Origin of the sequence: Parabacteroides sp. CH2-D42-20 (genome assembly GCF_003670185.1) — a bacterium.
Classification (GTDB): Bacteria; Bacteroidota; Bacteroidia; order Bacteroidales; family Tannerellaceae; genus Parabacteroides; species Parabacteroides distasonis.
This window is the reverse complement of record NZ_RAYG01000028.1, coordinates 46,642-71,148: the sequence shown is the minus strand read 5'-3', so window position 1 is coordinate 71,148 and position 24,507 is coordinate 46,642. Positions and strand designations below refer to the sequence as shown.

The 24,507-nt window shown below is 39.9% G+C and carries 15 protein-coding genes and 1 pseudogene; 13 read left to right on the top strand and 3 right to left on the bottom strand.

Annotated elements, in window-relative coordinates; all coding sequences use genetic code 11:
• Positions 1-145: 145 nt before the first annotated feature.
• The 3 genes from D7V92_RS22280 to hemW all read right to left on the bottom strand — a co-directional run bounded on the left by D7V92_RS22280 (position 146) and on the right by hemW (position 2,150).
• Positions 146-313 (bottom strand): hypothetical protein, encoded by a 168-nt coding sequence (locus D7V92_RS22280; protein WP_005858864.1) that lies wholly within the window; start codon positions 311-313, stop codon positions 146-148.
• Positions 306-905 (bottom strand): zeta toxin family protein, encoded by a 600-nt coding sequence (locus D7V92_RS16440; RefSeq protein WP_005858862.1) that lies wholly within the window; start codon positions 903-905, stop codon positions 306-308. The genes D7V92_RS22280 and D7V92_RS16440 overlap by 8 nt, the downstream gene beginning before the upstream one ends.
• A 117-nt stretch (positions 906-1,022) precedes the next feature.
• A complete protein-coding gene (gene hemW, locus D7V92_RS16435) occupies positions 1,023-2,150 on the bottom strand; it encodes a radical SAM family heme chaperone HemW (protein WP_121773329.1) in 1,128 nt (375 codons plus the stop codon).
• 149 nt (positions 2,151-2,299) lie between these two features.
• Here hemW and D7V92_RS16430 point away from each other — a divergent pair, with 149 nt between their 5' ends.
• The 13 genes and pseudogenes from D7V92_RS16430 (at position 2,300) to D7V92_RS16370 (ending at position 24,499) form a co-directional block, all read left to right on the top strand.
• Positions 2,300-3,295 (top strand): LacI family DNA-binding transcriptional regulator, encoded by a 996-nt coding sequence (locus D7V92_RS16430; protein ID WP_034531543.1) that lies wholly within the window; start codon positions 2,300-2,302, stop codon positions 3,293-3,295.
• 205 nt (positions 3,296-3,500) lie between these two features.
• Positions 3,501-6,362: a glycosyl hydrolase-related protein gene (locus tag D7V92_RS16425; RefSeq protein WP_008772618.1), complete on the top strand. Its 2,862-nt coding sequence runs from the start codon at positions 3,501-3,503 to the stop codon at positions 6,360-6,362.
• Positions 6,363-6,375: 13 nt separating this feature from the next.
• On the top strand, positions 6,376-7,527 hold the full coding sequence (locus D7V92_RS16420) for a sugar MFS transporter (protein ID WP_005858854.1): 1,152 nt from the start codon (positions 6,376-6,378) through the stop codon (positions 7,525-7,527).
• A 26-nt stretch (positions 7,528-7,553) separates the two neighbouring features.
• Positions 7,554-8,621, top strand: coding sequence for a uroporphyrinogen decarboxylase family protein (locus tag D7V92_RS16415; protein ID WP_005858852.1), 1,068 nt, complete (start codon positions 7,554-7,556; stop codon positions 8,619-8,621).
• A 16-nt stretch (positions 8,622-8,637) separates the two neighbouring features.
• Positions 8,638-9,267 (top strand): annotated as a pseudogene (locus tag D7V92_RS16410) (corrinoid protein); the annotation flags it as partial.
• Between the two features lie 12 nt (positions 9,268-9,279).
• Positions 9,280-10,293 (top strand): methylcobamide--CoM methyltransferase, encoded by a 1,014-nt coding sequence (locus D7V92_RS16405; protein ID WP_008772615.1) that lies wholly within the window; start codon positions 9,280-9,282, stop codon positions 10,291-10,293.
• Positions 10,286-10,693: a hypothetical protein gene (locus tag D7V92_RS16400; RefSeq protein ID WP_005858846.1), complete on the top strand. Its 408-nt coding sequence runs from the start codon at positions 10,286-10,288 to the stop codon at positions 10,691-10,693. Before D7V92_RS16405 ends, D7V92_RS16400 begins: the two co-directional genes overlap by 8 nt.
• Before the next feature lie 15 nt (positions 10,694-10,708).
• A complete protein-coding gene (locus D7V92_RS16395) occupies positions 10,709-12,298 on the top strand; it encodes a GTP-binding protein (protein WP_008772614.1) in 1,590 nt (529 codons plus the stop codon).
• A gap of 68 nt (positions 12,299-12,366) precedes the next feature.
• A complete protein-coding gene (locus tag D7V92_RS16390; RefSeq protein WP_121773328.1) occupies positions 12,367-15,477 on the top strand; it encodes a TonB-dependent receptor in 3,111 nt (1,036 codons plus the stop codon).
• A 27-nt stretch (positions 15,478-15,504) separates the two neighbouring features.
• Entirely contained in the window at positions 15,505-17,067 is a 1,563-nt protein-coding gene (locus D7V92_RS16385) for a RagB/SusD family nutrient uptake outer membrane protein (RefSeq protein ID WP_121773327.1), read from the top strand.
• 36 nt (positions 17,068-17,103) lie between these two features.
• Positions 17,104-19,824, top strand: coding sequence for a glycosyl hydrolase-related protein (locus D7V92_RS16380; protein WP_121773326.1), 2,721 nt, complete (start codon positions 17,104-17,106; stop codon positions 19,822-19,824).
• Between the two features lie 5 nt (positions 19,825-19,829).
• Complete coding sequence (locus D7V92_RS16375; protein WP_233572868.1) at positions 19,830-22,199, top strand: GH92 family glycosyl hydrolase; 2,370 nt, start codon at positions 19,830-19,832, stop codon at positions 22,197-22,199.
• A 143-nt stretch (positions 22,200-22,342) separates the two neighbouring features.
• Positions 22,343-24,499, top strand: a complete 2,157-nt coding sequence (locus D7V92_RS16370) for a translation factor GTPase family protein (protein WP_005858833.1) — start codon at positions 22,343-22,345, stop codon at positions 24,497-24,499.
• Positions 24,500-24,507: the final 8 nt, after the last annotated feature.

The window sequence follows — 24,507 nt, the reverse complement described above, 5'->3', positions numbered from 1 at the left end:
CGTGGGCGAAGTATGTTAACTGAAATGCCGAAGTATGTTAACATACTTCGCCCATGAACCTAAGTTCCTTTTTCTATAAAGCCAAAAAGAGGAGACATATCCTTGAAAGATACGTCTCCTCTTTTTGTATATCTATATCTATAACTTAATAAATCTTGTCAAGATCAACAGCTTTGACTCTGAAGATATGACCGTTACGAGAGAATACCAACTCTCCGTCTTCCTTCTTCTTCTGATTCACCAAACGCTGAAAAGCTATATTTGCACCTTTTACTATATTCTCTTCGAATTCTCTAACTTCTTGCTCATTCATGATGTTCAAGTTTTGTAAAAATATCTAGATTATACACTTCCCTTTTATCATTCTTGAATCCCTTGGCGATCACTTCCATGGGAGACATCGAATTATCAGTTATCATCCAATAGTCACTAATAGGAAGGTATAGCTCAAATAAATTGTGGATACCGGCCTCATACCGACGTCGTATCGTTGCTTCCGGAATATTGTGACCTCCGGCGGCTACCCTCATTTTCACACGTTCCACGGCTAGATCCGGCGTATTTAGCCAGAAGTAAAGCAATGTAACATAATAACCTTCCCTTTGTGCTTCCCGTATCAAGTTTGCGACTGAACGGGTGGCCAGCGTAGTTTCCATTGCGAAAGTCTCACCAGCACCGATGAGTTCCTTTATCCGCTTATACATAATACGACTAGCTTCAACGGCGACGGCTATACTGTCTGCATTAAAAGGGGAAAGTCCCTTGGCTATCTCGTCTGAGTTAACAAACTCCCTACATTTTAGCATTTCTGGTAAAATCGTGAAGGAAGCTGTTGTTTTTCCTGCTCCGTTGCAACCTGATATTATATACAAATATGGCACTGTTTGCTGTTTTTGATGCTGCAAATATATGTAATAGTTTTTTAATATGCGTCGTTTTATTTCTCAAAAATCGTGAAAATGTGCAGGAAATGTACTTTTAACTAACAGGTTTGTTGGAGAAAGTGGTGGTTTTGTTAATTTTTATACCCAAAGTAGATCACTCATGATTCCGTCGGAAACGAAGATTCCTGACTTGGATAAAATCAATTTGTCACCGGTTTGTAATAAGAGACCTTGGTTGATATGGGGTTGAGCTTGCTTTTGACAATAAGAAAGGAGCTTCCTGCCAAATTTTGTCTGGATATCAGCGAAAGAGACTCCCCACATGGTTCGAAGGCCGGTGATGATGAAGTCGTTGTACCGGGTGCATAGGTCTAAATCCTCGGATTCTATTGTCGGATGCCCCTTTTCTATACCGTCTATATATATAGGTAGAGAAGATGGATTCCATTCCCGGTCTATTCCGTTATAAGAATGGGCGGAAGGACCGAGCCCCAGATATTTCTTTCCGGTCCAGTAGGAGCTATTGTGCTTGGAGAAGAACCCGGGACGGGCGAAATTAGATATCTCGTAATGCAAATAGCCTGCTTCTGCCAACCGATCTATTAATGTGGAAAAGAACGAGACGCTTAACTCCTCGTTTATGGGGGGCACTTTTCCCGCTTCCAGCAATTTGTAAAGTGCGGTACCTTCCTCGTAAATGAGGTGGTAGGCGGAAAGATGGGGAACATCCAACCGGATCGCTTGTCGCAAATTCTCTTCCCATGCTTGCTGCGTTTGGTTGGGGAGTCCGTAGATCAAATCGATACTGATATTTGTAATCCCATATTCCTTGCATAGTTCTACTGCTTTAATCGCTTGTTCCCGGTCATGGCGACGATTCAGAAAACGCAAATCTTCCGGATGAAAACTCTGTACACCCATACTGACCCGGTTAAAAGGATAATTACGGAGAAGCGATACATATTCTCGTTTCATGTCATCCGGATTCGCCTCTAAGGTAATCTCCGCTTGCTCAGCTACATCAAAATGACGATAGATGGCCTCGAATATCTTGCCAAAATCCTTCTCGTCTAATTGAGAGGGGGTGCCTCCCCCGAAGTAAATGGTTTCTAATGCTTCGTTTCCTATATATCCCTTCCGCAATTCCATCTCTTTTATAAGTGCGTTTATATACGGCTCTTTATACTTCATCTCCGTATTGGAAAAAAAGTCACAGTATAAACACCGCTTGGCGCAAAAAGGAACGTGGATGTATAAGCCTGCCATGATAAATCGTTTCTTGATACAAAGATACAGGATTATTTTGAATTAGTAGGGATAGATAGTTAAAGGTTAAAAAAAGTTGTTTGATAGGTTATTGTTCTTTCATTAAAAAAAAGAGGGTATCTTTGACTCACCTATTATTCACAGAATCAATGAAGGTTTCAATAAAAGATATAGCACAAGCTTTGAATTTGTCTAAGGCCACCGTATCTTGGATTTTATCAGGGCAAGGACCGGCCAAGGGATTTAGTGATACGACGATTAAGCGCGTGAAGGATTATGCAGAATCGGTGAATTATCGTCCAAATCTATTGGCTAGGAGTCTGTCTCTAGGAACAACGAATACAATAGGCTTGATTATTCCCTTTATTGGTGATACATTTTATGCTCAGTTGGTTCAAGCAATCGAGTCTGAGGCTGCCCGGAATAAATATGTATTGATTGTCTGTAGTTCGGAAGGCGACGGGGATAAAGAATATGAGCTTGTAAAGATGCTTCGATCCAAACAAGTGGATGGGATTGTTATAGCTCCGACTAAAGTATCTCGAAAGGGTGTTAATCTATTATTGAAAGATTCGTTGCCATTCGTTTTGGTGGATCGATATTTTCCAAATGTAGATACTAATTATGTGATAGTCAATAATTGCCAATGTTGCTATGATTTAACTTATCATTTGATTAAAAAAGGATCACGTAAGATTGCTTTGGTTACGACTGATGTACATCTTTATGTGATGAAACAACGTATAGATGGATATCGCAAGGCTTTAAGGGATTTAGACGTGGATAATGATATGTCACTTGAGATCTTTGTTGATAGGCAGAATTATAAGACAGATATCGTAGATAAACTAGATTGTCTGTTTGAGGAGGTGCCTGATGTGGATGGTTTCTTCTTTTCTACACACTATCTTGCTTTGGAGTCCATACGTTATTTTATTAGTAATAAGATAGATTACCATACTCGTTTTAATATGGGTTGTTTTCATGAGACTACAGCTCTAGATATCCTTTCTCCGGAAATGAGCATATCTCGAATGCCTATCGAGCAAATGGGGATCCAAGCTATACAAATCCTTTTGGAAAATATAAGAGACAAAAACTTCTCACATAAAGGGGTGGTTGTAAATAACCAATTTATCCCTTAGTATTCTGCTAAATAGCTTTCTTTATACTGTTTGTGTATTCTAATTTATATTAAAATACATGAATTGTGTTTTTTGTTTGGGATGAATCCTTATATTTGCTGTTGTTAAACCGGTTAAATAAAAATATACTATAAATATTTATATGTTTAGATATGTATATGGTTTAACTATGTTAATCTGTGTTCTCTACTAAATATAATACTCTATGAAACAAAAAATCTTTTTGCTTAGTATGGTTTGCCTGTCTTTTGAAGTAATGGCACAACGTGAGACTGCGATTATTAATCCGGTTGAACCGATACATTATGAAAATAAGGGAGGAAGATTTGAAATCTTATCTTATATCAAGCAAGATTATATCGCTAAGAAACAATCAAGTTTGAATGCGAATATGGATGGACGTGCGTTGGATGTACAATTTACGGATAGTCCGGACAGTTTATTGATCTGGTTACCTATGATTGGAGAAGAGGGCCGTCTGAAGGTGGTTTCAAATAAGACTGTGCTTGTAGACCAAATCTATCGTCCGATTATTCCTTCAGATTGGGGATATTTCCAAAAAGGTACTATACATATTATTCAATCCTCGCATCAAGATATCGCTTGGATGGATACTCCCGACTTTTGTCGTAAGGACCGTATTGAGGGTATTATTCTTCCAGCTCTAAGTTTGATGAAAGAGAATAAATCTTTTAAGTTTGAGATGGAACAGACTCTTAACTTGATGGAGTTCTTGGAAGAGTATCCCGATAAAAAAGGGGAGTTGATTGAGCTATATGGAGAAGGACGCTTTGGTTGGGGAGCTACATACAATCAACCTTATGAGGGATTATCGAGTGGCGAGCAACTGGTTCGTCAAGCTTATTATGGGAGGAAGTGGATTCGTGAGAATTTACCGGGCTGTGATGACCGAGTAGCAAATAATATGGATGTGCCGGGGCGTACTTGGCAAATGCCTCAGATTTTGGCAAAGAGTGGAATTCCTAATTTATTTGTTAGTAGAATGGGAGAGGGGTTATATGATTGGTATAGTCCTGATGGATCGAAAGTACTAACTTTTACACCCGGTAATTATGGTTGGGCCTCTTTGGTATGGAAATTTTTTGATAAGGATGGGGTGACAGCCTTTCATAAACTACACCATCGTTCGCAAATCTGGAGTGATTACTTTAAAGAGCATGGTATTCCTCCCCACTATGCGATATTAATGAGTTGTGATGCGACGAAACCGGTAGATTATCAGAAAGTAATTGATGAATGGAATTTGATAGCGTCTGAATCAGATATACCTCTTCCACGATTAGAGTGTTCTACGGCAGAAGAATATTTCGAGGAAGTTAGAGGTGCGGATACACGATTTGAACGGATAGAGGGAGAACGTCCGGATTTGTGGTTATATATCCATGGTCCGGCTCATTATGAGGCGACTACCTATAAACGCCAAGCGGGAGTATTGTTACCGGCAGCGGAATCTTTTTCAACTTTTTCTGCATTGATAGATGGTCGTTTAAGTATATATCCTCGAGAAGAGTTTGACCGGGCATGGATGGCCTCCATTTACCCGGATCATGGGCTAGGAGGAAAGAATGGTGAAATAACTGATGCTATTTTTGAGGATAGCTTGGAAGTCGCACGAGATCTAGGGCACACATTACTTCATTCCTCTTTAAATGATATTGTAGAGAATGTGAATGTTCCTGTTAACAGTCGGATGGTTTTTAATGATCTTACTTGGAAGCGAGATAGGCAAGTTGAAGTGGAGATTTCAAAAGATCAAGCTCTAGTGAAAGATGACAACGGTCGGATTATACCTTCACAGATTCGATCGGACGGGGATAAACATTATGTAACGTTTGTCGCTCAAGATGTCCCTCCGATGGGATACCGTTCTTATGAAATAAAAGAGGGGAAAAAGTTCAAGTCTGAAAATGATGAGATTCTGATATCTAATAATAGTTTTGAGAATCTGTATTATAGAGCGGTATTGGGAAATGGGGGTATTGTTTCCCTATATGATAAAATTTTAGGGAAGGATGTTATACATACCTCGAAGTTTGCGTGCGGAGATGTTCTAGAGTTAGGATATACAGGGAATGGAGCGGGAGAATTCACTCGTATTACGGATTTGACTTCCGGCGATATCACGCCTCTTAGTTCTTTTGATTCTCAATGGCGGGTGGTCGAAACAGGTGCGCTTTATACCCGTTTTGAGAATATCCAACCGACAAAACATGCGACGATCGTGCAAACCATAACATTTTTACATACTAAAAAGCAAATTGATTTTGATATCGAATTACGTGATTTTGATGGAGAGCATAATCGTCAATACCGGATTGCCTTTCCTATAAATATGATGAGGGAACGTACAATTAATTATGAGGTTCCTATGGGGGTAGCTCAAGTGTATAAAGACGAGTTGAATAGCCAACCGGGGGGCTGGGCTTGGGGAGGACCGTATGTGCATCATCCGGCGGATTCACATCCAAGGGAGATACAGAATTTTATATCTGCTAATGGAAATGGTTTCGGGCTTACGATGTCTTCTTGCGTAGCGGTGGCGGATTGGATAGATCCGTCTCGTGAACAAGCGATATACCCAGTTTTACAGGGGATCTTATTGTCTTCCCATAAAAGTTGCCATGGAGAAGGTAACTGGTATCATCAAACAGGCACACACCAGTTTCATTTTTCTATTTCGACGCATAAAGAAGGATGGATAAATGGGTATATGTTTGGAATCGGGAATAATCATCCGTTTTATATAGTTAAAAAAGATAATAAGGGTGGAGCATTGGAACCAAGGCATAGCTTCTTGTCGATATCAGATCCATTAGTTGCTATGTCTCTGATCAAAAAGGCGGATAATGATAATAATCTAATTATTCGCTTAACAGAAATGGAAGGGAAGGATAAAGAGATTCAAGTATCTTTACCCTTTGAGGCTAAGCAAGTCATAAGGACTAATTTAATAGAGGATGAAGAGGAAGTACTTCCTGTAAAGGGTAGAACGATTTCTTTAAAGTTGGGGCACCATTCTATTGAAACATTTAAGTTGGTTTTATAAATAGGGAGATACCATGGAAATATGTGTTGAAAATAAGTCTGTACGGAAATTATTACCTGTATTGTTTGCCTTTTTTGTCATGGGCTTTGTGGATGTGGTTGGTATATCTACGAGTTACGTGAAAAATGATTTTGGTCTAAACGATACGTTAGCGAATTTACTCCCGATGATGGTCTTTTTATGGTTTGCCGTATGCTCTTTACCGACAGGTCTGTTAATGGGGCATATAGGGCGGAAGAAGACTGTATTGCTGAGTGCTTTGATTACGGGAATTGCGATGTTGTTACCATTTATTTACTATTCATTCGTGTCGGTATTGATGGCATTCGCTTTACTAGGCATCGGGAATACGATTTTACAAGTCTCGTTGAATCCGCTTCTATTAGATGTTGTATCGAAAGATAAAGTGACCAGTATGTTGACATTAGGGCAGTTTATTAAGGCTATATCATCTACGTTAGGGCCGGTGATCGCAGGTGTTGCTGCCGGACTATGGGGAAATTGGCATTTGATATTTCTTGTATATGCTGTTACTACCGGCATTTCATGGTTATGGCTGGTAGGGACACCTATTGCAGAACATAAAGAAAATCACGGAAGCCATGTCAGTAATCAAATTTGGGGGTTGCTTAAGAATACAAAATTGATATTGGCTTTTTCCGTGATCTTATTAATCGTGGGATTTGAGATAGGATTGATGACCGCTGTCCCAAAATATTTGTTAGAACGTTGTAATATGCCGATCGAGCAAGGTGGATTGGGATGTAGTTTGTATTTCTCAGCTCGTATGATCGGAACTTTTGTCGGATCTATCCTTTTGGCTAGATACTCTTCTCGTCGTTTCTTAGTTGTAAATATGATTGCGGCATTGTTCGTGTTTACAATATTTATGATATCATCTGATGGAATGATTATCTTGATTTCATTATTTGGGGTAGGTCTGTTTTGTGCGAATGTATTTCCGATCGTATTCTCTATGGCTATTCAATCGGAACCTTCAAAGGCAAATGAGATTTCTGCGTTGATGATTATGGGAGTGGCGGGAGGCGCTATTTTACCTTTGTTTATGGGGATTATTGCGGACGCTAGTAATCAACTATTCAGCTTGTTCGTTCCTCTATTCGCTTTGGTGTATATATTTTGTGTATCATTGAAAATGAAATGATTATTTAATCTATAAATTAGTGGCTTATGAAAGAAATGACTTCTTTACAGCGTTGTATGGCTGTTTTAAACGGAGATATTCCGGATATGCTTCCTGTTATTCCCCAAAGTTTTATGTTCGCTGTGGAAACAGCTGGAATGAAGATCGGGGACGTGAATAGGAATGGACGCAAGATGGCTCAAGCGCATATCATATCTCAAGAAAAATATGGATATGATGGATGTGTGATTGATTTTGATGATGCTACGATAGCGGAAGCTGTTGGGGCGAAAGTAATATTTAGAGAGGATGAACCTGCTACGGTTGATGAGGGATGTCCGGTATTAAAAGACTTACGTGATGTTTATGATATGCCTATACCAGACCCATTAAGATCCGGTCGCCTATGCGAGTGGCTAGAAGCTACACGTACTTTGGTTGATGCTATCGGCGATCGTGTTTTTGTAATGGGGCGTGCGGATCAAGGCCCTTTTAGTATCGCATGTTTACTGCGAGGTACTACTCAATTCATGATGGATTTATTAACGGAAGATAAGCGACTAATCAATGATGTCTTAGAATATTGTCGTAAAATTAGTGCGGTTTTCGCTAAAGCACAGAAAGATGCGGGAGCGCATGCTACTTCTATTGGGGATGCTTTTGCTGGACCTAATCTGATTTCACCTGATATGTATCGTGAATTTGCCTTGGAACCAGAAAGAAAGTTGGCAAAAGATGTTCAAGACTATGGGATTCCTTTTTCTATTCATATTTGTGGAAATACAAATGGCATAATACAAGATATGGGGACTACAGGGGCAAGGATTTTGGAGGTAGATTGGATGCTTGATATTAAAGAGGCTCGTAGGTTAGTCCCGGAAAACATAGTCTTGATGGGAAATGTCGATCCTAGTTTTCCTTTAGTGATAGGTACACCTATAGATGTTGATGCTGCCGTAAGGGATTTGATCGAGGCTACACAAGGCAGAAGCCATATCGTTAGTTCCGGCTGTGCGATGGGCAGGAATACACCTCCCGAGAATTTTAAGGCATTTATTGCGGCGGCCCGTAAATATGGCTCGTATGAGGAGATATTACGTTTACAAAATAAATAATGGAGGTATGGCTGATTTAAATAAATTATTTGACTCGATCGTTGCCGGTAAATTAGAGTCTGCGGTGGAGGTTACCGAACAAATTCTGAAAGAAGATTTGGATATTCAATTGATCATTAATAACTATATGATTAAGGCTATGGAAGAGATTGGAGATCGTTTTCAGCGTCAACAAGCATATGTGCCGGAATTGTTGATGGCCGCTCGTGCGATGAAAGGGTCGTTGGAACTATTGAAACCTCATCTGAAAGGAGAGAAGACTGATACGATAGGGAAAATTGTTATAGGAACGGTATTTGGGGATTTACATGATATCGGGAAAAACTTAGTGGCATCTATGTTTGAGGGATGTGGTTTTGAGGTGGTTAATATGGGCGTGAATATTTCGGCAGATAAGTTTGTTGAAACGGTTAAAATAGAAAAACCGGATATTCTTTGCCTTTCTGCCCTATTGACGACGACAATGAGCTATATGAAAGTCGTCATGGATGCTTTAGAGAAAGAAGGGCTTCGTGATCAAGTAAAAGTGATGGTTGGTGGTGCTCCCGTAAATGAATTGTTTGCGAATCAAATTGGGGCTGATGGTTACAGTGGAAATGCTAATGCGGCAGTGATCAAAGCAAAAGAGTTATTATGTATTGCGTAAAAAAGTCTGGATATGAAAATAAATATGAAAGAATGGATAGCCTCTATACTTGGCTCGGAAAAGCGGATCGCTATTCCTGTCATGACTCATTCGGGGATTGAGTTATTGGGGCATACTGTGTATGATGCGGTAACAAATGGGGAGATACATGCTCGGGCCGTGAAATTATTAGCAGAAAAATATCCTTCAGCAGCTTCTAGCGTGATCATGGATTTGACGGTAGAAGCAGAAGCTTTTGGGGCAGAGATTCATTATTCTAAAAATGAAGTTCCTAGTGTTATTGGTCGATTAGTCTCGAATTTGGAGGAAGTGGAGAAATTACAAATTCCTTCATTGGAGAATGGAAGAGTACAGGAGTATATTAAAGCTAATCGATTGATAGCGGAGGATACATTAAAACCGGTTGTCGCTGGCTGTATAGGGCCTTATTCGTTAGCTGGTAGATTATATGATATGTCTGAGATTATGATGGCTATGTATATCGAACCTGATTGTATAAAATTGTTATTATCGAAGTGTACTGAATTTATTAAAAATTACTGCGTTGCGTTGAAAAGTGCGGGAGCAAATGGGATTTTGATGGCGGAACCTGCGGCGGGTTTGTTATCGAATGAGGCCTGTTTGGAATTTTCTTCTACTTATGTTCAAGAGATTGTAAGTGAGGTACAAGATGAATCTTTCTCTATATTCTTACATAATTGTGGTAATAGCGGACAATGTACAAAAGCGATGGTTGCTACAGGGGCTTATGGATATCATTTCGGGAATGGGATCGATATGCTCTTAGCTTTGGACCAATGTCCCAAAGATGTATTAGTCATGGGAAATATAGATCCGGTATCTATGTTTAAAATGGCTTCTTCTCGGGTTTTGTATGATGCGACGAAGGATTTGTTATTGCGTACAGCCAACTATCCGAACTTTGTGTTGTCTTCAGGCTGTGATACTCCTCCCGAAGTGCCTTTTGAGAATATAGAGATGTTTTACAAGGCTTTAGCTGATTTTAATCGAGGAATGTATGATTGAAACTTATTTTCATAGCGGAGAGGGGTATAATCCTTTTCTCGTACGAGAGGGATGGCAAGTGGCTCAGCTGAATTATTTACCGGGACATGGATTTGATGAAATAGAACAAATAGAAGTGCATCGTGAAACAGATGAGGTCTTTATTCTATTTAAAGGAGATGCCATATTGATAGAAGCAAAACCTCAAAAAGATACGATAAGCCTTTATTGTGAAAGGATGAAACTTGGCGTAACATATAATATCCCGGCGGGTACTTGGCATAATATAGCGATGAATTCGGATGCGGAAATAATAATTGTCGAAAAATCGAATACGCATAAGCAAGATTGTGCTTACCAGAGATTGAGCCAATTGGAAAAGGAGGATTTGTATTCGATGATTAGACGGAATTTATTATAGGATAAAACTATGGACATGAATATCTATATAATATGGGGATTTCTTGGTAGTGGTAAAACTACGTTGATTAATTATCTTTTATCCTCTTATTTGAGTGGAAAGAAGGTGGTTGTCATTGAAAATGAGTCAGGGACTGAGTCTGTGGATAGTGTATTATTGAGAAGTAAGAATTATCAAGTAAAAGACTTGAACTCAGGTTGTATATGTTGTACGCTTCGTCAAGAGTTACCTATAGCTATAAAAGAAATAGAAATATCTGTCCGACCGGATATCTTGTTAATAGAACCTTCCGGTCTTGCTTCTTTAGAGGATTTAGTACGGATTCCGGATATCAGGATAGATGGTATTATTTCTTTGGTAGATGTCCATATGTATGCATTCTTGAAAAAGTTGAATTTTGATTTTTATCGGAGGCAGTTCTATTTATCTTCGGTTATCTTACTAACAAAGACTTCGGAAGCGGAGGAGGCTAAAATACGGAGCGTTATAAATGATCTTTTGATGATTCAGCCTCGGCTGGAGATAGTGCAAGATTATCACTTATTAAACGAAGTTGATTGGGGATTTATTTTAAGTAAGAGTTGTTGTTATGGTGTGAATAACTACATCCCTGCTTATTCTAAAGTATTAGGACCTAATTATGAGATATGGACTATTTCAGTCTATTCCTTTTTGAGTATTTCTTTTTATGAGAGGTTGTTTAACCGGATAAATAAACGCTTTCCCAATGGAATAGTAAGAGCTAAAGGCTTTGTCTTGGAAAGTAACGGCCAATGGGGCAAAATTGATTATGTAAATGGAAAAGTCCATTTTGAGACGGTTTTTGGATCTTGTACGGATAGAAATAACGGATTTATTTCTATTTGGTGGGACAAATCTCTAATCGATTGTCCGATAGACTGGATTTCTGGTTTTATAAATGCGAAAGAGGTGGATTGTTCAATTGAGATTCTAGAGATAGAAAATAATGAGCTATACCGATATTTAGGTTTTGGTGCCTCAGGGCCGGATGATTATATGTCCGTTTTTGTTGAAAACTTAAAACGAGAGGCTTTGGATGTATGTAGTCCTCGTTTTGGTTATCGCTTTGTACAAGGGGAACGAGTAGATAGACGTACATTGAAATTGAATGAAAATATTCTTTCTCCAGATGTAATTATAGTCAATTGCTTACGTGATAGTGAATTTTTTGCCATAATCACTGCGTCTGTAGGGAAAGAGCTAGATGAATGGATTGAAGTTAAAAGATCAGGAGGAGATGTAATGGAGGCTTTTGTTGCAGATGCTTTAGGTTCTGTTATCGTTGAGGCTATCGTTACTTGGGGGCTTTCTTTTTTAACCCATATGATGGCAGAGATAAATTTGAAGGTAAGTAATTCTTACAGCCCCGGTTATTGCGGTTGGGATGTGGCGGAGCAACGAATATTTTTTTCAATGTTGCCTGATGGCTTTTGTGGGATCTCATTAACGGACTCTTGTTTGATGCTCCCTATAAAATCGGTTAGTGCTCTTGTTGGTATTGGTGGAAATATAGAGAAAAAGCCTTATGGATGTGCTATTTGCAGGAAGAAAGATTGCTTCAAAAGAAAGGAGGTGATGAGTTGACAGAAGTTTATTAAAAATCAAATTGCGTTTATAGTATAATATTTTCAAACCTAAAATATAATAATATTATGGAGTTTACAAAAATGATGGTATTACCCATCGCATTAATATCTTTTTTACCGTTCTCTGCGGAATTGAGAGCGGAGAGTAGTAATACTGCTTACATTATTCAACAGAGTAAAAAAACGGTAACAGGTGTGGTTGTTGATATGGCTGGACTACCTCTAATTGGTGTAAATGTTAGTATCAAAGGTACGACGGAAGGAACTATTACAGATTTGGATGGTAAATTCAATTTAAATGTGTCTTCACAGTCGATGTTGGTTATTTCGTATATTGGTTATAAGACAGTAGAAATTCCTGTACGAGAAAATGTGAGAGTGGTTTTAGAAGAAGACTCTCAAGCTTTGGAAGAAGTGGTGGTGGTTGGTTATGGTACAATGCGTAAATCGGATGTGACTGGCTCGATTGGAGTCGCTAAAGGAGAGGACTTGACGAAGAATCAGAATTTTAGTGCTTTAGAGAATTTACGAGGTAAAGTTTCGGGCGTAAATATTTTTTCTAATTCAAGTCAGCCCGGAGCGTATGCGAATCGTGTCGTGATACGTGGTATGGCTACTATAAATTCTTCATCGGAACCTTTGTATATTGTTGATGGGGTTGCCATGGAAGACTTCTCGTTGGTAAATCCTAATGATATTGAATCGATGGAGGTTTTAAAGGATGCCTCTGCGGCGGCTATTTATGGCGCTCGTGGTGCGAATGGCGTTATCATGGTAACAACAAAACGAGGTCTGAAAGGACGTGAGGGGGTACAAGTATCTTATCAGGGTTCGGTAAGTATTAGTAGCATAGCTCGTAAAATGGATACGATGAACGCTCAAGAATGGTGCGATGCTTTTATGAAAGGCCTAGAGAACGAGAATACATATTATGATAAGAATTGGTCTTTGGATCGGACTTATTGGTTCCATGACCGCGACTATTTTGATGCGAACGGAAATCCAATATATGATACGAATTGGCAAGATGAGGCCACACGTACAGCTGTATCTCACAACCATCAGCTAAATATCCAACAAGCTGGTCAAAAGTCATCAATGGGAGCATTTTTGAATTTTACGGATCAACAAGGTATCGTGATGAATACATATAATAAACGATTGAACGCAAAGATCGCTTATGACGCTCATCCTACTAAATGGTTATCTACAGCAGTCAATGTACTGGTTAATCATACATGGGGACGTTATACACCGGAAGATGGAGGTGGGCAAGAGGCTCGCCGTACGATGATCGAAATGGTCCCATGGTTGCCTGTAAGAGATAAATATGGTAAATATACGACAAATCTTACTTCCCAAAGTGAGAACAGTTATTTTGGTCTAGAAGGAATGTCAAATCCTGTAATGATCTTAGATCTGCAAAAGCGAATGCGTTATAATACACAAATTTTTGGAAATGCGGCGCTAACATTTCATTTGGCAGATGGCTTAGATTTAAAAACACAATTTGGTGTTGATAGCCATAATACGACTTATAGAGGGTATTCTTCGATTGAGTTGAATAACATTTCTATGCCGAATGGCTGGGCGGAATACCAGAATTGGAATACATTTTATTGGCAAGAAGAGACTTATCTAACCTATAATAAGGTTTTTGGTGATCACAGGTTGAATGCTATGGCAGGTCTATCTTGGCAAGAACGTACGCAACGTTGGGATAAATCTTATACTCAGGGTTTCTCCGACGATTTTTATGAAAATAATAATATGTCGGTGGGAACTCTTCCAAACGCACCTGAATCAAGTTGGACTCGATGGGCCATGAACTCTTATTTTTTGCGTTTTGCTTATACCTATAAAGATCGTTATTCTGCGACTGTGACAGGGCGTGTCGATGGGTCTTCAAAGTTTGGAAAGAATAATAAGTACGCATTTTTCCCTTCTGCTGGTTTGGCTTGGAATATTTCTCAAGAAGATTTTTTGAAAGATAACGCATTAATAAGTAATTTAAAATTACATACAAGTTATGGCTTAACTGGAAATTCAGAGATTGATCCTTATAACTCTTTAGGGAAAGTAGATGCGGGCACTTATTATATTGATGCGAAACGTTCAGCTTATTCTTATATCAAGACAATGTCTAACCCAGATTTGAAATGGGAGAAGACCGGGCAATTTGATGTTGGTTTTAATTTAGGGCTATTCAATAATCGCCTAAATTTTGATATTGCTTATTATAATAAAAAGACAACTGATTTATTGTTAGATTGTCCTGTACCCCATTCTACGGGTTTTACTTCTATTTTTAAGAATATAGGCTCTGTTCGTAATCAGGGTGTAGATATTATGGTGAATGGGACTCCTATTCAAGGTGATGATTTTACTTGGTCTTCCACACTAAACCTAAATTATAATAAGAACGAAATCTTAGCATTAAGTGATACGAATGCAGATGTCTATTTGTATGATTGGGTTGGTGGAGGTAGTGTCCTTCGTGTTGGTGAAAGTATGGGTAGTTTCTGGGGATTAGAGCGTAAGGGTGTTTATACGCTTGAAGATTATAAGGCTGGGGCTTGCGAGAAGACTCAGATTGGTCGGGCGAAACGTTCTGATGAGAAAACTATAATAGGTAAAGGATTACCTGACTGGACTGGTAGTTGGATTAATAATTTCTCTTATAAGAATTTTGATTTGACAGTTGACTTGCAATTTGTTTGGGGGGTCGAGACTTTACAACGTTTTATGTGTACAACGAATGATCGCTTTGGCATTACAAATGGTTTGAAAGGGGTTTTATATGATGCTTATGATGGAACAAATCCAGAAACAATGCAGCCAATGATATATTTAGCTAGCGGTGCTCATTTTGGAGAAGAACATGCTGGCCAAGATATAACGAGCGACTCCGGATGGGTTGCAAATGGTTCTTATCTACGTTGTAATATGGTACAGCTAGGATATACATTTAACTCGCAATTGATAAAAAAAATAGGATTGTCGGGTTTAAGATTATATGCTAGTGGAAATAATCTATTTCAAATCGTTTCAAAGGACTTCTTAGGATATGATCCAGAATCTTCTTCCGAGACAAGTGGTAAATTTGGACAAAATATGACTTTTTTCTCTTATCCCAGAGCTCGGACATTTACATTAGGGGTTAACGTAACATTTTAGTCAACTTAATAAAGCAAATAATCGAATATGAAAAAGATATTGATAATAATTATCGTTTGTGCTAATATGATGAGCTTTAGCGCATGTGACGATTTCTTAAAAGAAGAACCTAAGTCACAACTAACGAATGTTGGATATTATACAACGGAAGCTCAAGCTGTGGCTAATGTGAATTATTTATATCGCACAGGTGCAATACGCCAAATAGCTTCAGCTCCCAGTGCTTATTTAGGTAGTTTCGCTACTGTAACAGGTATGTTGACTGGCTATTTCTCAAATAGTTATGAAGGACAAGAGGTTGTTTGTAAATATTCTAGGGAATTAAGCCGCCAGAAATATACGATGCAAATATCAGGAACTGTGGATGGAGTGTGGGATGCGTGTTATAATGCGATAAATGTCGCTAATTCGGCGATTAAGTACATTCCTAGTATTCCAATGGAAGATTCTTCTATTTCTAAATATGTAGCAGAGGCTAAGTTTTTTAGGGCGTTCAATTATTTTTATTTGGTGAAAACATTTGGTGCTATCCCATTCTATACCGAACCCTATGAAGTTGCCGTAGATATGGAATTAGAGCGTACTGGTGTAGAGGTGGTCTATGCTCAAATAGAGTCTGATTTAAAAGATGCGGTAGAGATTCTTCCTGCAAGTAAGTTTGCGGCAAATGCTCATCGTATTACAAAATACGCAGCAGCTATGTTGTTGACAAATGTTTATATGCAACAGGGTAAATATGCGGAAGCCACTAAATATGCACGAATAGTGATTAATTCTCCTCATAAATTAGTTATGAATGAAGATTTAGCGATGAATAGTGCTTTCAATAAATTGCGTTCGATTGATGATTTAGACGAGGTAATTTATGCGCAAGAATATGATAATAGCATCAATACGAGTGATTGGCTTCCTAGTTATTCTTGTAGTTCAAATGCGACGACTGTATTTGGTACGTATTCCATTATGGAACGTGTTTATGGACCGACAGATCGATTTTTAAATGTATATTCCCCAAATGACTTGCGTATTCAACCGAATCAGTTTTTCCACTGGGAATATACAAATCCTAATACAGGAAAAAAATGGTCTTCAAGTACAGCAGGATGTTGGTATTATTTTGATGAGGAGGCTCTGTTAAATACGGGAAAGGGTACAAAAGACTGGAATATCTATCGCTATGCGGAAGCTTTATTGGCTGGTGCTGAATCTATTGCCCAAAGTGAGGGTGTGACTTCAGAGGCTGCAGGTTATTTAGCCCAAGTGCAAGCTCGTTCAAATATGGATGGTAAAAGCGTAGAAGAGATTTCTTCAGAGTTGATGAAGTTATCGAAACAAGCATTTATTGAGGCATGTTGGACTGAACGTTTACGTGAATTCCCTTTAGAGTATAAAATATGGGATGATTGTACTCGGACAGGGATGTTCCCTGTAATATCGGAGACGGATAAGGGAAAGGTTCGTTATGTGACTTTATTGGGTGCTCAAAATGCGGCAGGCGCAACTTTTAAAGAATCAGATTTACTATGGCCGATATCTGTAAATGAGATGCAACGTAATCCTAATTTGACTCAAAATCCGGGTTATAACTAACGGGAAGATATTTACAATTTTATTTATATAAGGGGGATGTGCTATCTTGGTGCATCCTCTCAAACAAAAAGTCATATGAAGAAAATATTCATTTTAATGATCTTATGTGTATTTCCGAACTTTATATTAAAAGCCCAATTTGCAGGAAATACATATATCTGTGATCAAGAGTCTTTCCATCTTTTGAAAGATTTATCAAATTCCTCTTTGAATGATGGGGATATTTATGTGTTTACTACAACTCATCAAGATTTAGCGTGGCTGAATCATATCGATGCTTGTATCGCCGACCGGGATACACTTTGGTTGACACCATTCTTGAAACGTTTGGGTGAAGATCCAACATTCAAGATGGATATTGAACAAACTTCTATATTGAAGGAATACATCCATCGTCATCCGGATACGTATCCATTGTTTGTTAAATATATGAAAGAAGGACGTATTTGTGTGGGAGGAACTTTTATACAGCCGTACGAGGAGATGTATTCAGGAGAATCATTAGCTCGCCAATTTTATTTGGGAACTAGATGGTTGAAGAAAAACTTTAATGGTTACCAAACCTCCTCTTATTTTAATGTAGACGTGCCGGGACGTACTTTACAAATGCCTCAAATCATGAGTAAGGCGGGAATTGAGAACTTGGTTATCAGTCGTCACGAAAGAGGGCTGTTCTATTGGGAATCTCCGGATGGTTCAAAAGTTCGTACTTATACTCCGGGACATTATATCTATTTTTATAATGTATTAGGAAAGGATGATACGACAGCGGTCAAAGAGATGGCTAAAGAGGCTATTTTATGGTATACAAAATACAATGATGTCAAGAAATCTAAGACTGTAATGCCTGCGATGCTTAATTATGAGTTGTCGTGGGATATGAAGCCGGTTCGAAATTGTCCTGTATTTATTGAAAAATGGAATAATGTTCGTTATATAATGAATGGGAAGACAGGTGAGAGAGTAAAAGTGTCGTTACCCCAGTTTAAATTTGCGACTGCCGATGACTTTTTTGAGAAATTAGATCATTCTACTTCAGCACTACCTATAACACATGGAGAACGTCCGAATGTGTGGCTGTATATTCATGGTCCTTCGCATGAGAAGGCTCTTACTGCCAGTCGTGAGGGAGATGTTTGGTTATCTGCAGCGGAGAAAATATCTTCTTTTAGTGCCATGGTTCGCCAATCGTTTGAGATGTATCCTACTGATGATTTGAATGAGGCGTGGGAAGCTAAAATCTATCCAGACCACGGATGGGGGGGCAATGGTGGTATCATGACGGATAATGCATTTCGCCGGAAATATGAGTTTGCGTTATCAAAAGCAAGACAAATCGTTGATCGGCAAGCTGGATTTTTAGCGTCTTCGATTAAGACCTCCGGGCAAAAAGGACGTTCGATTATACTATTTAATAATTTGTCTTTTTCAAGAACTGTTCCTGCTGTTGTAGAAGTGGCTTTTGAGCAAGGGTATGCCTACGATTTACAAATTAAAGATTATCAAGGAAAAGCGGTTAATTCCCAGTTATCTGAAATTGTTTATTATCAAGATGGGTCTATAGAAAAGGCTAATCTACATTTTACGGCAGATAATATGCCTGCTATGGGACTAAAAACTTATTATCTAAATCCAACTCAAAAGCAAGAGGATAAATCTGGGCCGGCCGTTGATTTGATAGAGAATAGCCACTATAGGATCGAACTGGTAAATGGTGGTATCAAACAAATATATGATAAATCAATGGGCTGTCCATTGTTGAATACTGAAAAATTTTTAGGAGGAGAAGTCATCTCTATGCGCTCTGTGGGGAATGGGGCTGGCGAGTTTGATGCGGTGCAACAGCCGGATATGGAAGGTTTTGATAAAACCTCGAATCATGCGGTCCCTTGGAAAGTAGAAGAAGATGGGCCTGTATATACATCCTATAAGATGCGTACACCTATCCGAAACGCAGTTATAGAACAGACTTTACGTGTATATCATCAGGTTAAAAAAATAGATATGGATGTTGACTTATTGAATTGGGATGCCGTACTTTATCGTGAGTATCGTTTAATGTGGCCTCTTGCGTTCCAGCGTTCATCAGTATCTTATGAGGTTCCTTTCGGGGCATTGACGGTTGGAAAAGATGAGATGCCGGGAGCGGCGGGTGAGCGTTATTATGTTGAAAATAGTAAGCAGCGTCCTTGCGGTATCGGGAACTGGTTAAGTGCGGCCGGAGAAAAATGTGCCGTAACCTTGTCTTCTTCTGTTGCGGTTGCTGATTATATTGATCCGACAGACCAACCGGTAGATTATACGATTTTACAACCTATTTTATTAGCGTCTCGTAAAAGTTGTCATCCGTTAGGTAATGATTTTATTCAACCCGGAGATCATTCCTATCATTTCTCTTTGACTTCTCATGAGGTTAATAGCCCGCTTAGGGAGGAGTTCGGTACATCTTCCAATGAGCCGTTGGTTGCGGTGTATAATCCGATTCAATATGGAAAGGCTTTTTTGCCGGAAGAGGTGTCGTTTGTGTCTGTAGATAACCCCAATGTTAAGGTGACGGCGATAAAGAAATGCGAAGATGATAATAGTTTGATTGTAAGAATGTATAATTGCTCAAATAAGGAAGAAACAGTACATCTGCGGATGTTTGTAGAGCCAAAAGAGATTATTCACACAAACTTGATAGAGGAAGAACTTTCTTCTGTTCAAGAGATTATTTTGGGTAAATATGCTATAGAAACATATAAAATCAAGTTCTGAATATGGTGAGAATTAATTCATTGAAAAAAGTATCACTCATCTTGTCCTTGGCGCTGGTAGGGATGGCTTGTACAACGACTCCGAAGAATACGGAAGAAACAATGGAGTCATTAACCCAATACGTGGAACCTCGCATTGGTACCGCTCATTGCCGTTGGTTTCATTTTGCTCCGGGTGCGATGCCATTTGGATTAGCGAAACCAGCAGCAGCTACCAATGCTAGCCTAGGGAATAAATCAGGATGGGAAGCTACGGGATATGATTATCGGGATACTTCTATAGAGGGATTCCCTTGTCTACATGAGTTTCAGGTTGGAGGTATTGTTTTGATGCCTACAGTGGGAGATTTGAAAACAATTCCGGGACCTTTAAATTCTATCGGGCAGGGATATCGCTCCTCTTTTGATCATAAGGATGAAATCGCTACGGCCGGGTATTATTCGGTCATGCTTAAAGATTATAATGTGAAAGCGGAGTTGACCGCAACTCCTCGAGTTGCTTTTCAACGATTCACTTTTCACAAGAGCGATGCGAGTCATATTTTATTTGATATAGGAAATCGTCAAGGCGAAAGTGGACCAGCTGTGGATGCTTTCGTCCGGATAAAAGGAAATGATTTAGTAGAAGGTTGGGTTACGACTTTACCTACTTATAGTAATAAGTATCAGTCGGGAGCTACGATAACCATGTATTTCTCGGCTCGTTTGGATAAGCCTGCGGATTCTTTCGGAACCTTTGTGAAAGAGACTGTACAGAAGAATAACCGAGAGATTGAGGGGATTGGGGCTGGTGCCTATTTGACCTATAATACTCAAGACAACGAATTGATAACAGCAAAAGTAGGTCTTTCTTATACCTCTGTAGATAATGCTCGATTAAATAGAGAGACAGAGACTCGCCAAGATCAAATGGACTTTGATGAGGCTCGCGAAATCTCGAGATCTACATGGGAAGAGTATTTAGGACGTATACGTGTGGAAACCCCGGTGAAAGAAGATAAAATCAAATTCTATACCGGACTTTATCATGCCCTATTGGGCAGAGGTTTGGCTAGCGATGTGAACGGCGCATATCCTAAAAATGATGGGACTATTGGACAGTTGCCCTTAAAAGACGGAAAACCGGCTTTCTCTTTTTATAATACGGATGGTATTTGGGGAGGGCAATGGAACTTGATTCAAGTATGGGCATTGGCTTATCCGGAGTATTTATCGGATTATGTAAGTACGCATGTACAAGTTTATAAAGATACCGGATGGTTAGGAGATGGTATAGCTTGTAGCCGGTTTGTCTCCGGTGTTGGAACGAATCAGTTAGGTAATGTGATTGCTGCGGCTTATCTATGCGGCATCCGTGATTTTGACGTAGAGAATGCTTATGCGGCGGCACGAAAGAATGAGTTAGAGGGAGAGAACCGGCCGATGGGAGCGGGTAAGCTGGATACGGATAAGTTTGTGGAATATGGTTATGTTCCTCATATGGACAAAGGTGAAGGCGCTGATGAGGCATGGATGTTTTCGGCCTCTCATACCTTGGAATATTCGTTTGGAGCTTATGCCGTAGGGCAGATGGCGAAAGCCTTGGGCAAAACGGATGATTATAATGTATTGATGGATTTGTCAAAAGGTTGGGAACGTATTTATAATGCGGAATCGAACTTAATTCAGCCCAAATATGCGGATGGACGGTTTATCAGTAATTTTGATCCCATGCAAGTATGGCGTGGATTCCAAGAAGGGAATGCATACCAATATACATTTTATGTACCTCATGACGCAAAATCGCTGATCGCTAAAATGGGAGCTAGGGAATTTACACAACGTCTGGATAGTATATTTATTCTTTCACAGGACAAGACATTTAGCGGTGGAACGACTATTGATGCTTTCGCTGGTTTACAAACTTATTATAATCAAGGGAATCAACCTTGCTTACATATTTCTTGGTTGTTTAATCAAGCGGGCAAACCTTCGTTAAGCCAAAAGTGGGTACGTGCGATTCTGGATGAGTTTTATGGGACAGAAGGTATTCACGGTTATGGCTATGGGCAGGATGAGGATCAAGGTCAACTTGGTGCTTGGTATGTGATATCCTCGATAGGATTGTTTGATATAGTTGGCTTGGCAAGTGAAAACCCGACTTTAGCGTTAGGAAGTCCTCTATTTGATAAAGTGACGATCAAATTGAATAAGCGGTATTATCCGGGAGATACATTTGTGATTAAAACCAAGAATAATAATAAGACAAATGTCTATGTACAGGAATATCGCTTAAATGGCGAGTCTTTACAGGAACCTTTTATCCCTTTTAAGAATGTCGTAGAAGGTGGTGTATTAGAGTTAGATATGGCTGAGACTGCCAAAGATCAATATTGATCTTTGGCAGCCCTGCTGCACAACATAGTTCTCAAACACCGGGCGATAATTGCTTTTTTCCTTTACAATCTCTAATTTGCGCCCTCGTGAAAGTGATTCACGCCAAATAAACGTATTGTTAAACTCAAATAAATCCTGATATCATGAAAGTATACCAAACAAATGAAATTAAGAACATCTCTATCTTGGGAAGTTCGGGCTCTGGGAAAACCACTCTCGCTGAAGCTATGCTTTACGAGGGTGGAGTTATAAAACGCCGCGGCTCCGTTGAGGCAGGAAATACGGTGTCCGATTATTTCCCGGTTGAGAAAGAGTATGGATACTCAGTTTTCTCAACCGTTTTCAGTGTTGAGTGGCAGGATCGGAAGCTGAATTTCATCGATTGTCCGGGTTCGGATGATTTCGTTGGAGGAGCTGTTTCCGCTCTGAATGTCACGGATACGGCACTGATGGTATTGAATGCCCAGTACGGTGTTGAGGTTGGAACCATTAACCAGTTCCGGTATACTGAACAATTTCATAAACCGGTGATTTTCGTTGTCAATCAGCTTGATAATGATAAAGCCGACTATGAGGGAACTATCGCCCAGTTGAAAGACCGTTGGGGCAGTAAGATCGTTCCGATCCAATATCCGATTAGCTGCGGCTCTTCTTTCAATGCCGTGGTGGATGTATTAAAAATGAAGATGTATCGTTGGAAACCGGAAGGTGGAGTTCCTGATGTATTGGAAATCCCCGCCGAGGAAATGGATAAGGCGATGGAGTTGCATCAAGCCTTGGTGGAAGCCGCCGCTGAGAACGATGATACTTTGATGGAGAAATTCTTTGAGGAAGGTGCCTTGAGCGAGGATGATATGCGTGCCGGTATCCGTGCGGGCTTGGTTACTCGCGGTATGTTCCCGGTATTCTGCGTATGTGCCGGTCGTGATATGTGTGTTCGTCGTACGTTGGAGTTCTTGGGTAACGTGGTTCCTTGTACCGACAAGATGCCTCGTCTGATTACTACGGAAGGCGTAGAGGTGACTCCGGACTCGAATGGTCCTACTAGCTTGTTCTTCTTCAAGACTACCGTGGAACCTCATATTGGTCAGGTTTCCTATTTTAAAGTGATATCAGGAAAAGTAAAAGAAGGTGACGATTTGATGAATGCCGATCGTGGTTCCAAGGAGCGTATCGCACAGTTATTTGCGGTAGCCGGACAAACTCGTACCCCGGTTACGGAAATGGTGGCGGGTGATATTGGAGCGACCGTTAAGTTAAAGGATGTTCGCCGTGGTAATACATTGAACGGAAAGGGTTGTGATTATCGTTTCGACTTCATTAAATATCCGGATCCGAAATATCGTCGTGCTATCAAGCCGGTGAATGAGGCTGACGCCGAGAAGATGATGGAAATCTTGATACGTATGCGTGAGGAAGACCCGACATGGGTAATCGAGCAGTCCAAGGAATTGAAGCAGACAATCGTTTCCGGTCAAGGTGAGTTCCATCTTCGTACATTGAAATGGAGAATCGAGAATAATGATAAATTGCCGATCGAATATCTGGAGCCGAAGATCCCGTATCGTGAGACGATTACGAAAGCGGCCCGTGCGGATTACCGCCATAAGAAACAATCTGGTGGCGCAGGCCAGTTCGGTGAAGTTCACTTGATTATCGAGCCTTATTATGAAGGTATGCCTGCTCCGGATACCTACCGTTTCGGCGGACAGGAGTATAAGATGAATGTTCGTGATACTCAGATAATTGATTTGGATTGGGGTGGTAAAGTCGTGTTCGTAAACTGTATCGTTGGTGGTGCTATCGACGCTCGTTTCTTGCCGGCTATCCTAAAAGGTATCATGGCTCGTATGGAGCAAGGGCCGTTGACGGGTTCGTATGCTCGCGACGTGCGTATTTGCGTATACGATGGTAAGATGCACCCGGTAGACAGTAATGAGATCTCTTTCATGCTTGCCGGACGTAATGCTTTCAGTACTTCCTTCAAGGAGGCTGGCCCTAAGATATTGGAGCCTGTTTACGATGTCGAGGTTTCCGTTCCTGCCGATTATCTGGGAGATGTGATGAGTGACTTGCAAGGACGCCGTGCCTTGATTATGGGTATGAATAGCGAGAAGGGATTTGAGAAACTATTGGCGAAAGTTCCTTTGAAAGAGATGTCTAACTATTCTACTTCACTAAGCTCCATTACGGGCGGACGTGCTTCGTTTACGATGAAGTTCGCTAGTTACGAGTTAGTTCCTGCCGATGTACAAGAGAAGTTGTTAAAGGCTTACGAGGCTACTCAATCAGAAGAATAGGTAAAGTA

Excerpts from the sequence above, each read along its gene's own strand:
- D7V92_RS16425 (WP_008772618.1), top strand. The coding sequence starts at position 3,501 with ATGAAACAAAAAATCTTTTTGCTTAGTATGGTTTGCCTGTCTTTTGAA.
- D7V92_RS16395 (WP_008772614.1), top strand. The coding sequence starts at position 10,709 with ATGAATATCTATATAATATGGGGATTTCTTGGTAGTGGTAAAACTACG.
- D7V92_RS16400 (WP_005858846.1), top strand. The coding sequence starts at position 10,286 with ATGATTGAAACTTATTTTCATAGCGGAGAGGGGTATAATCCTTTTCTC.
- D7V92_RS16430 (WP_034531543.1), top strand. The coding sequence starts at position 2,300 with ATGAAGGTTTCAATAAAAGATATAGCACAAGCTTTGAATTTGTCTAAG.
- D7V92_RS16370 (WP_005858833.1), top strand. The coding sequence starts at position 22,343 with ATGAAAGTATACCAAACAAATGAAATTAAGAACATCTCTATCTTGGGA.
- D7V92_RS16405 (WP_008772615.1), top strand. The coding sequence starts at position 9,280 with ATGAAAATAAATATGAAAGAATGGATAGCCTCTATACTTGGCTCGGAA.
- D7V92_RS16390 (WP_121773328.1), top strand. The coding sequence starts at position 12,367 with ATGGAGTTTACAAAAATGATGGTATTACCCATCGCATTAATATCTTTT.
- D7V92_RS16420 (WP_005858854.1), top strand. The coding sequence starts at position 6,376 with ATGGAAATATGTGTTGAAAATAAGTCTGTACGGAAATTATTACCTGTA.
- D7V92_RS16380 (WP_121773326.1), top strand. The coding sequence starts at position 17,104 with ATGTGCTATCTTGGTGCATCCTCTCAAACAAAAAGTCATATGAAGAAA.
- D7V92_RS16385 (WP_121773327.1), top strand. The coding sequence starts at position 15,505 with ATGAAAAAGATATTGATAATAATTATCGTTTGTGCTAATATGATGAGC.
- D7V92_RS16415 (WP_005858852.1), top strand. The coding sequence starts at position 7,554 with ATGAAAGAAATGACTTCTTTACAGCGTTGTATGGCTGTTTTAAACGGA.
- D7V92_RS22280 (WP_005858864.1), bottom strand. The coding sequence starts at position 313 with ATGAATGAGCAAGAAGTTAGAGAATTCGAAGAGAATATAGTAAAAGGT.
- hemW (WP_121773329.1), bottom strand. The coding sequence starts at position 2,150 with ATGGCAGGCTTATACATCCACGTTCCTTTTTGCGCCAAGCGGTGTTTA.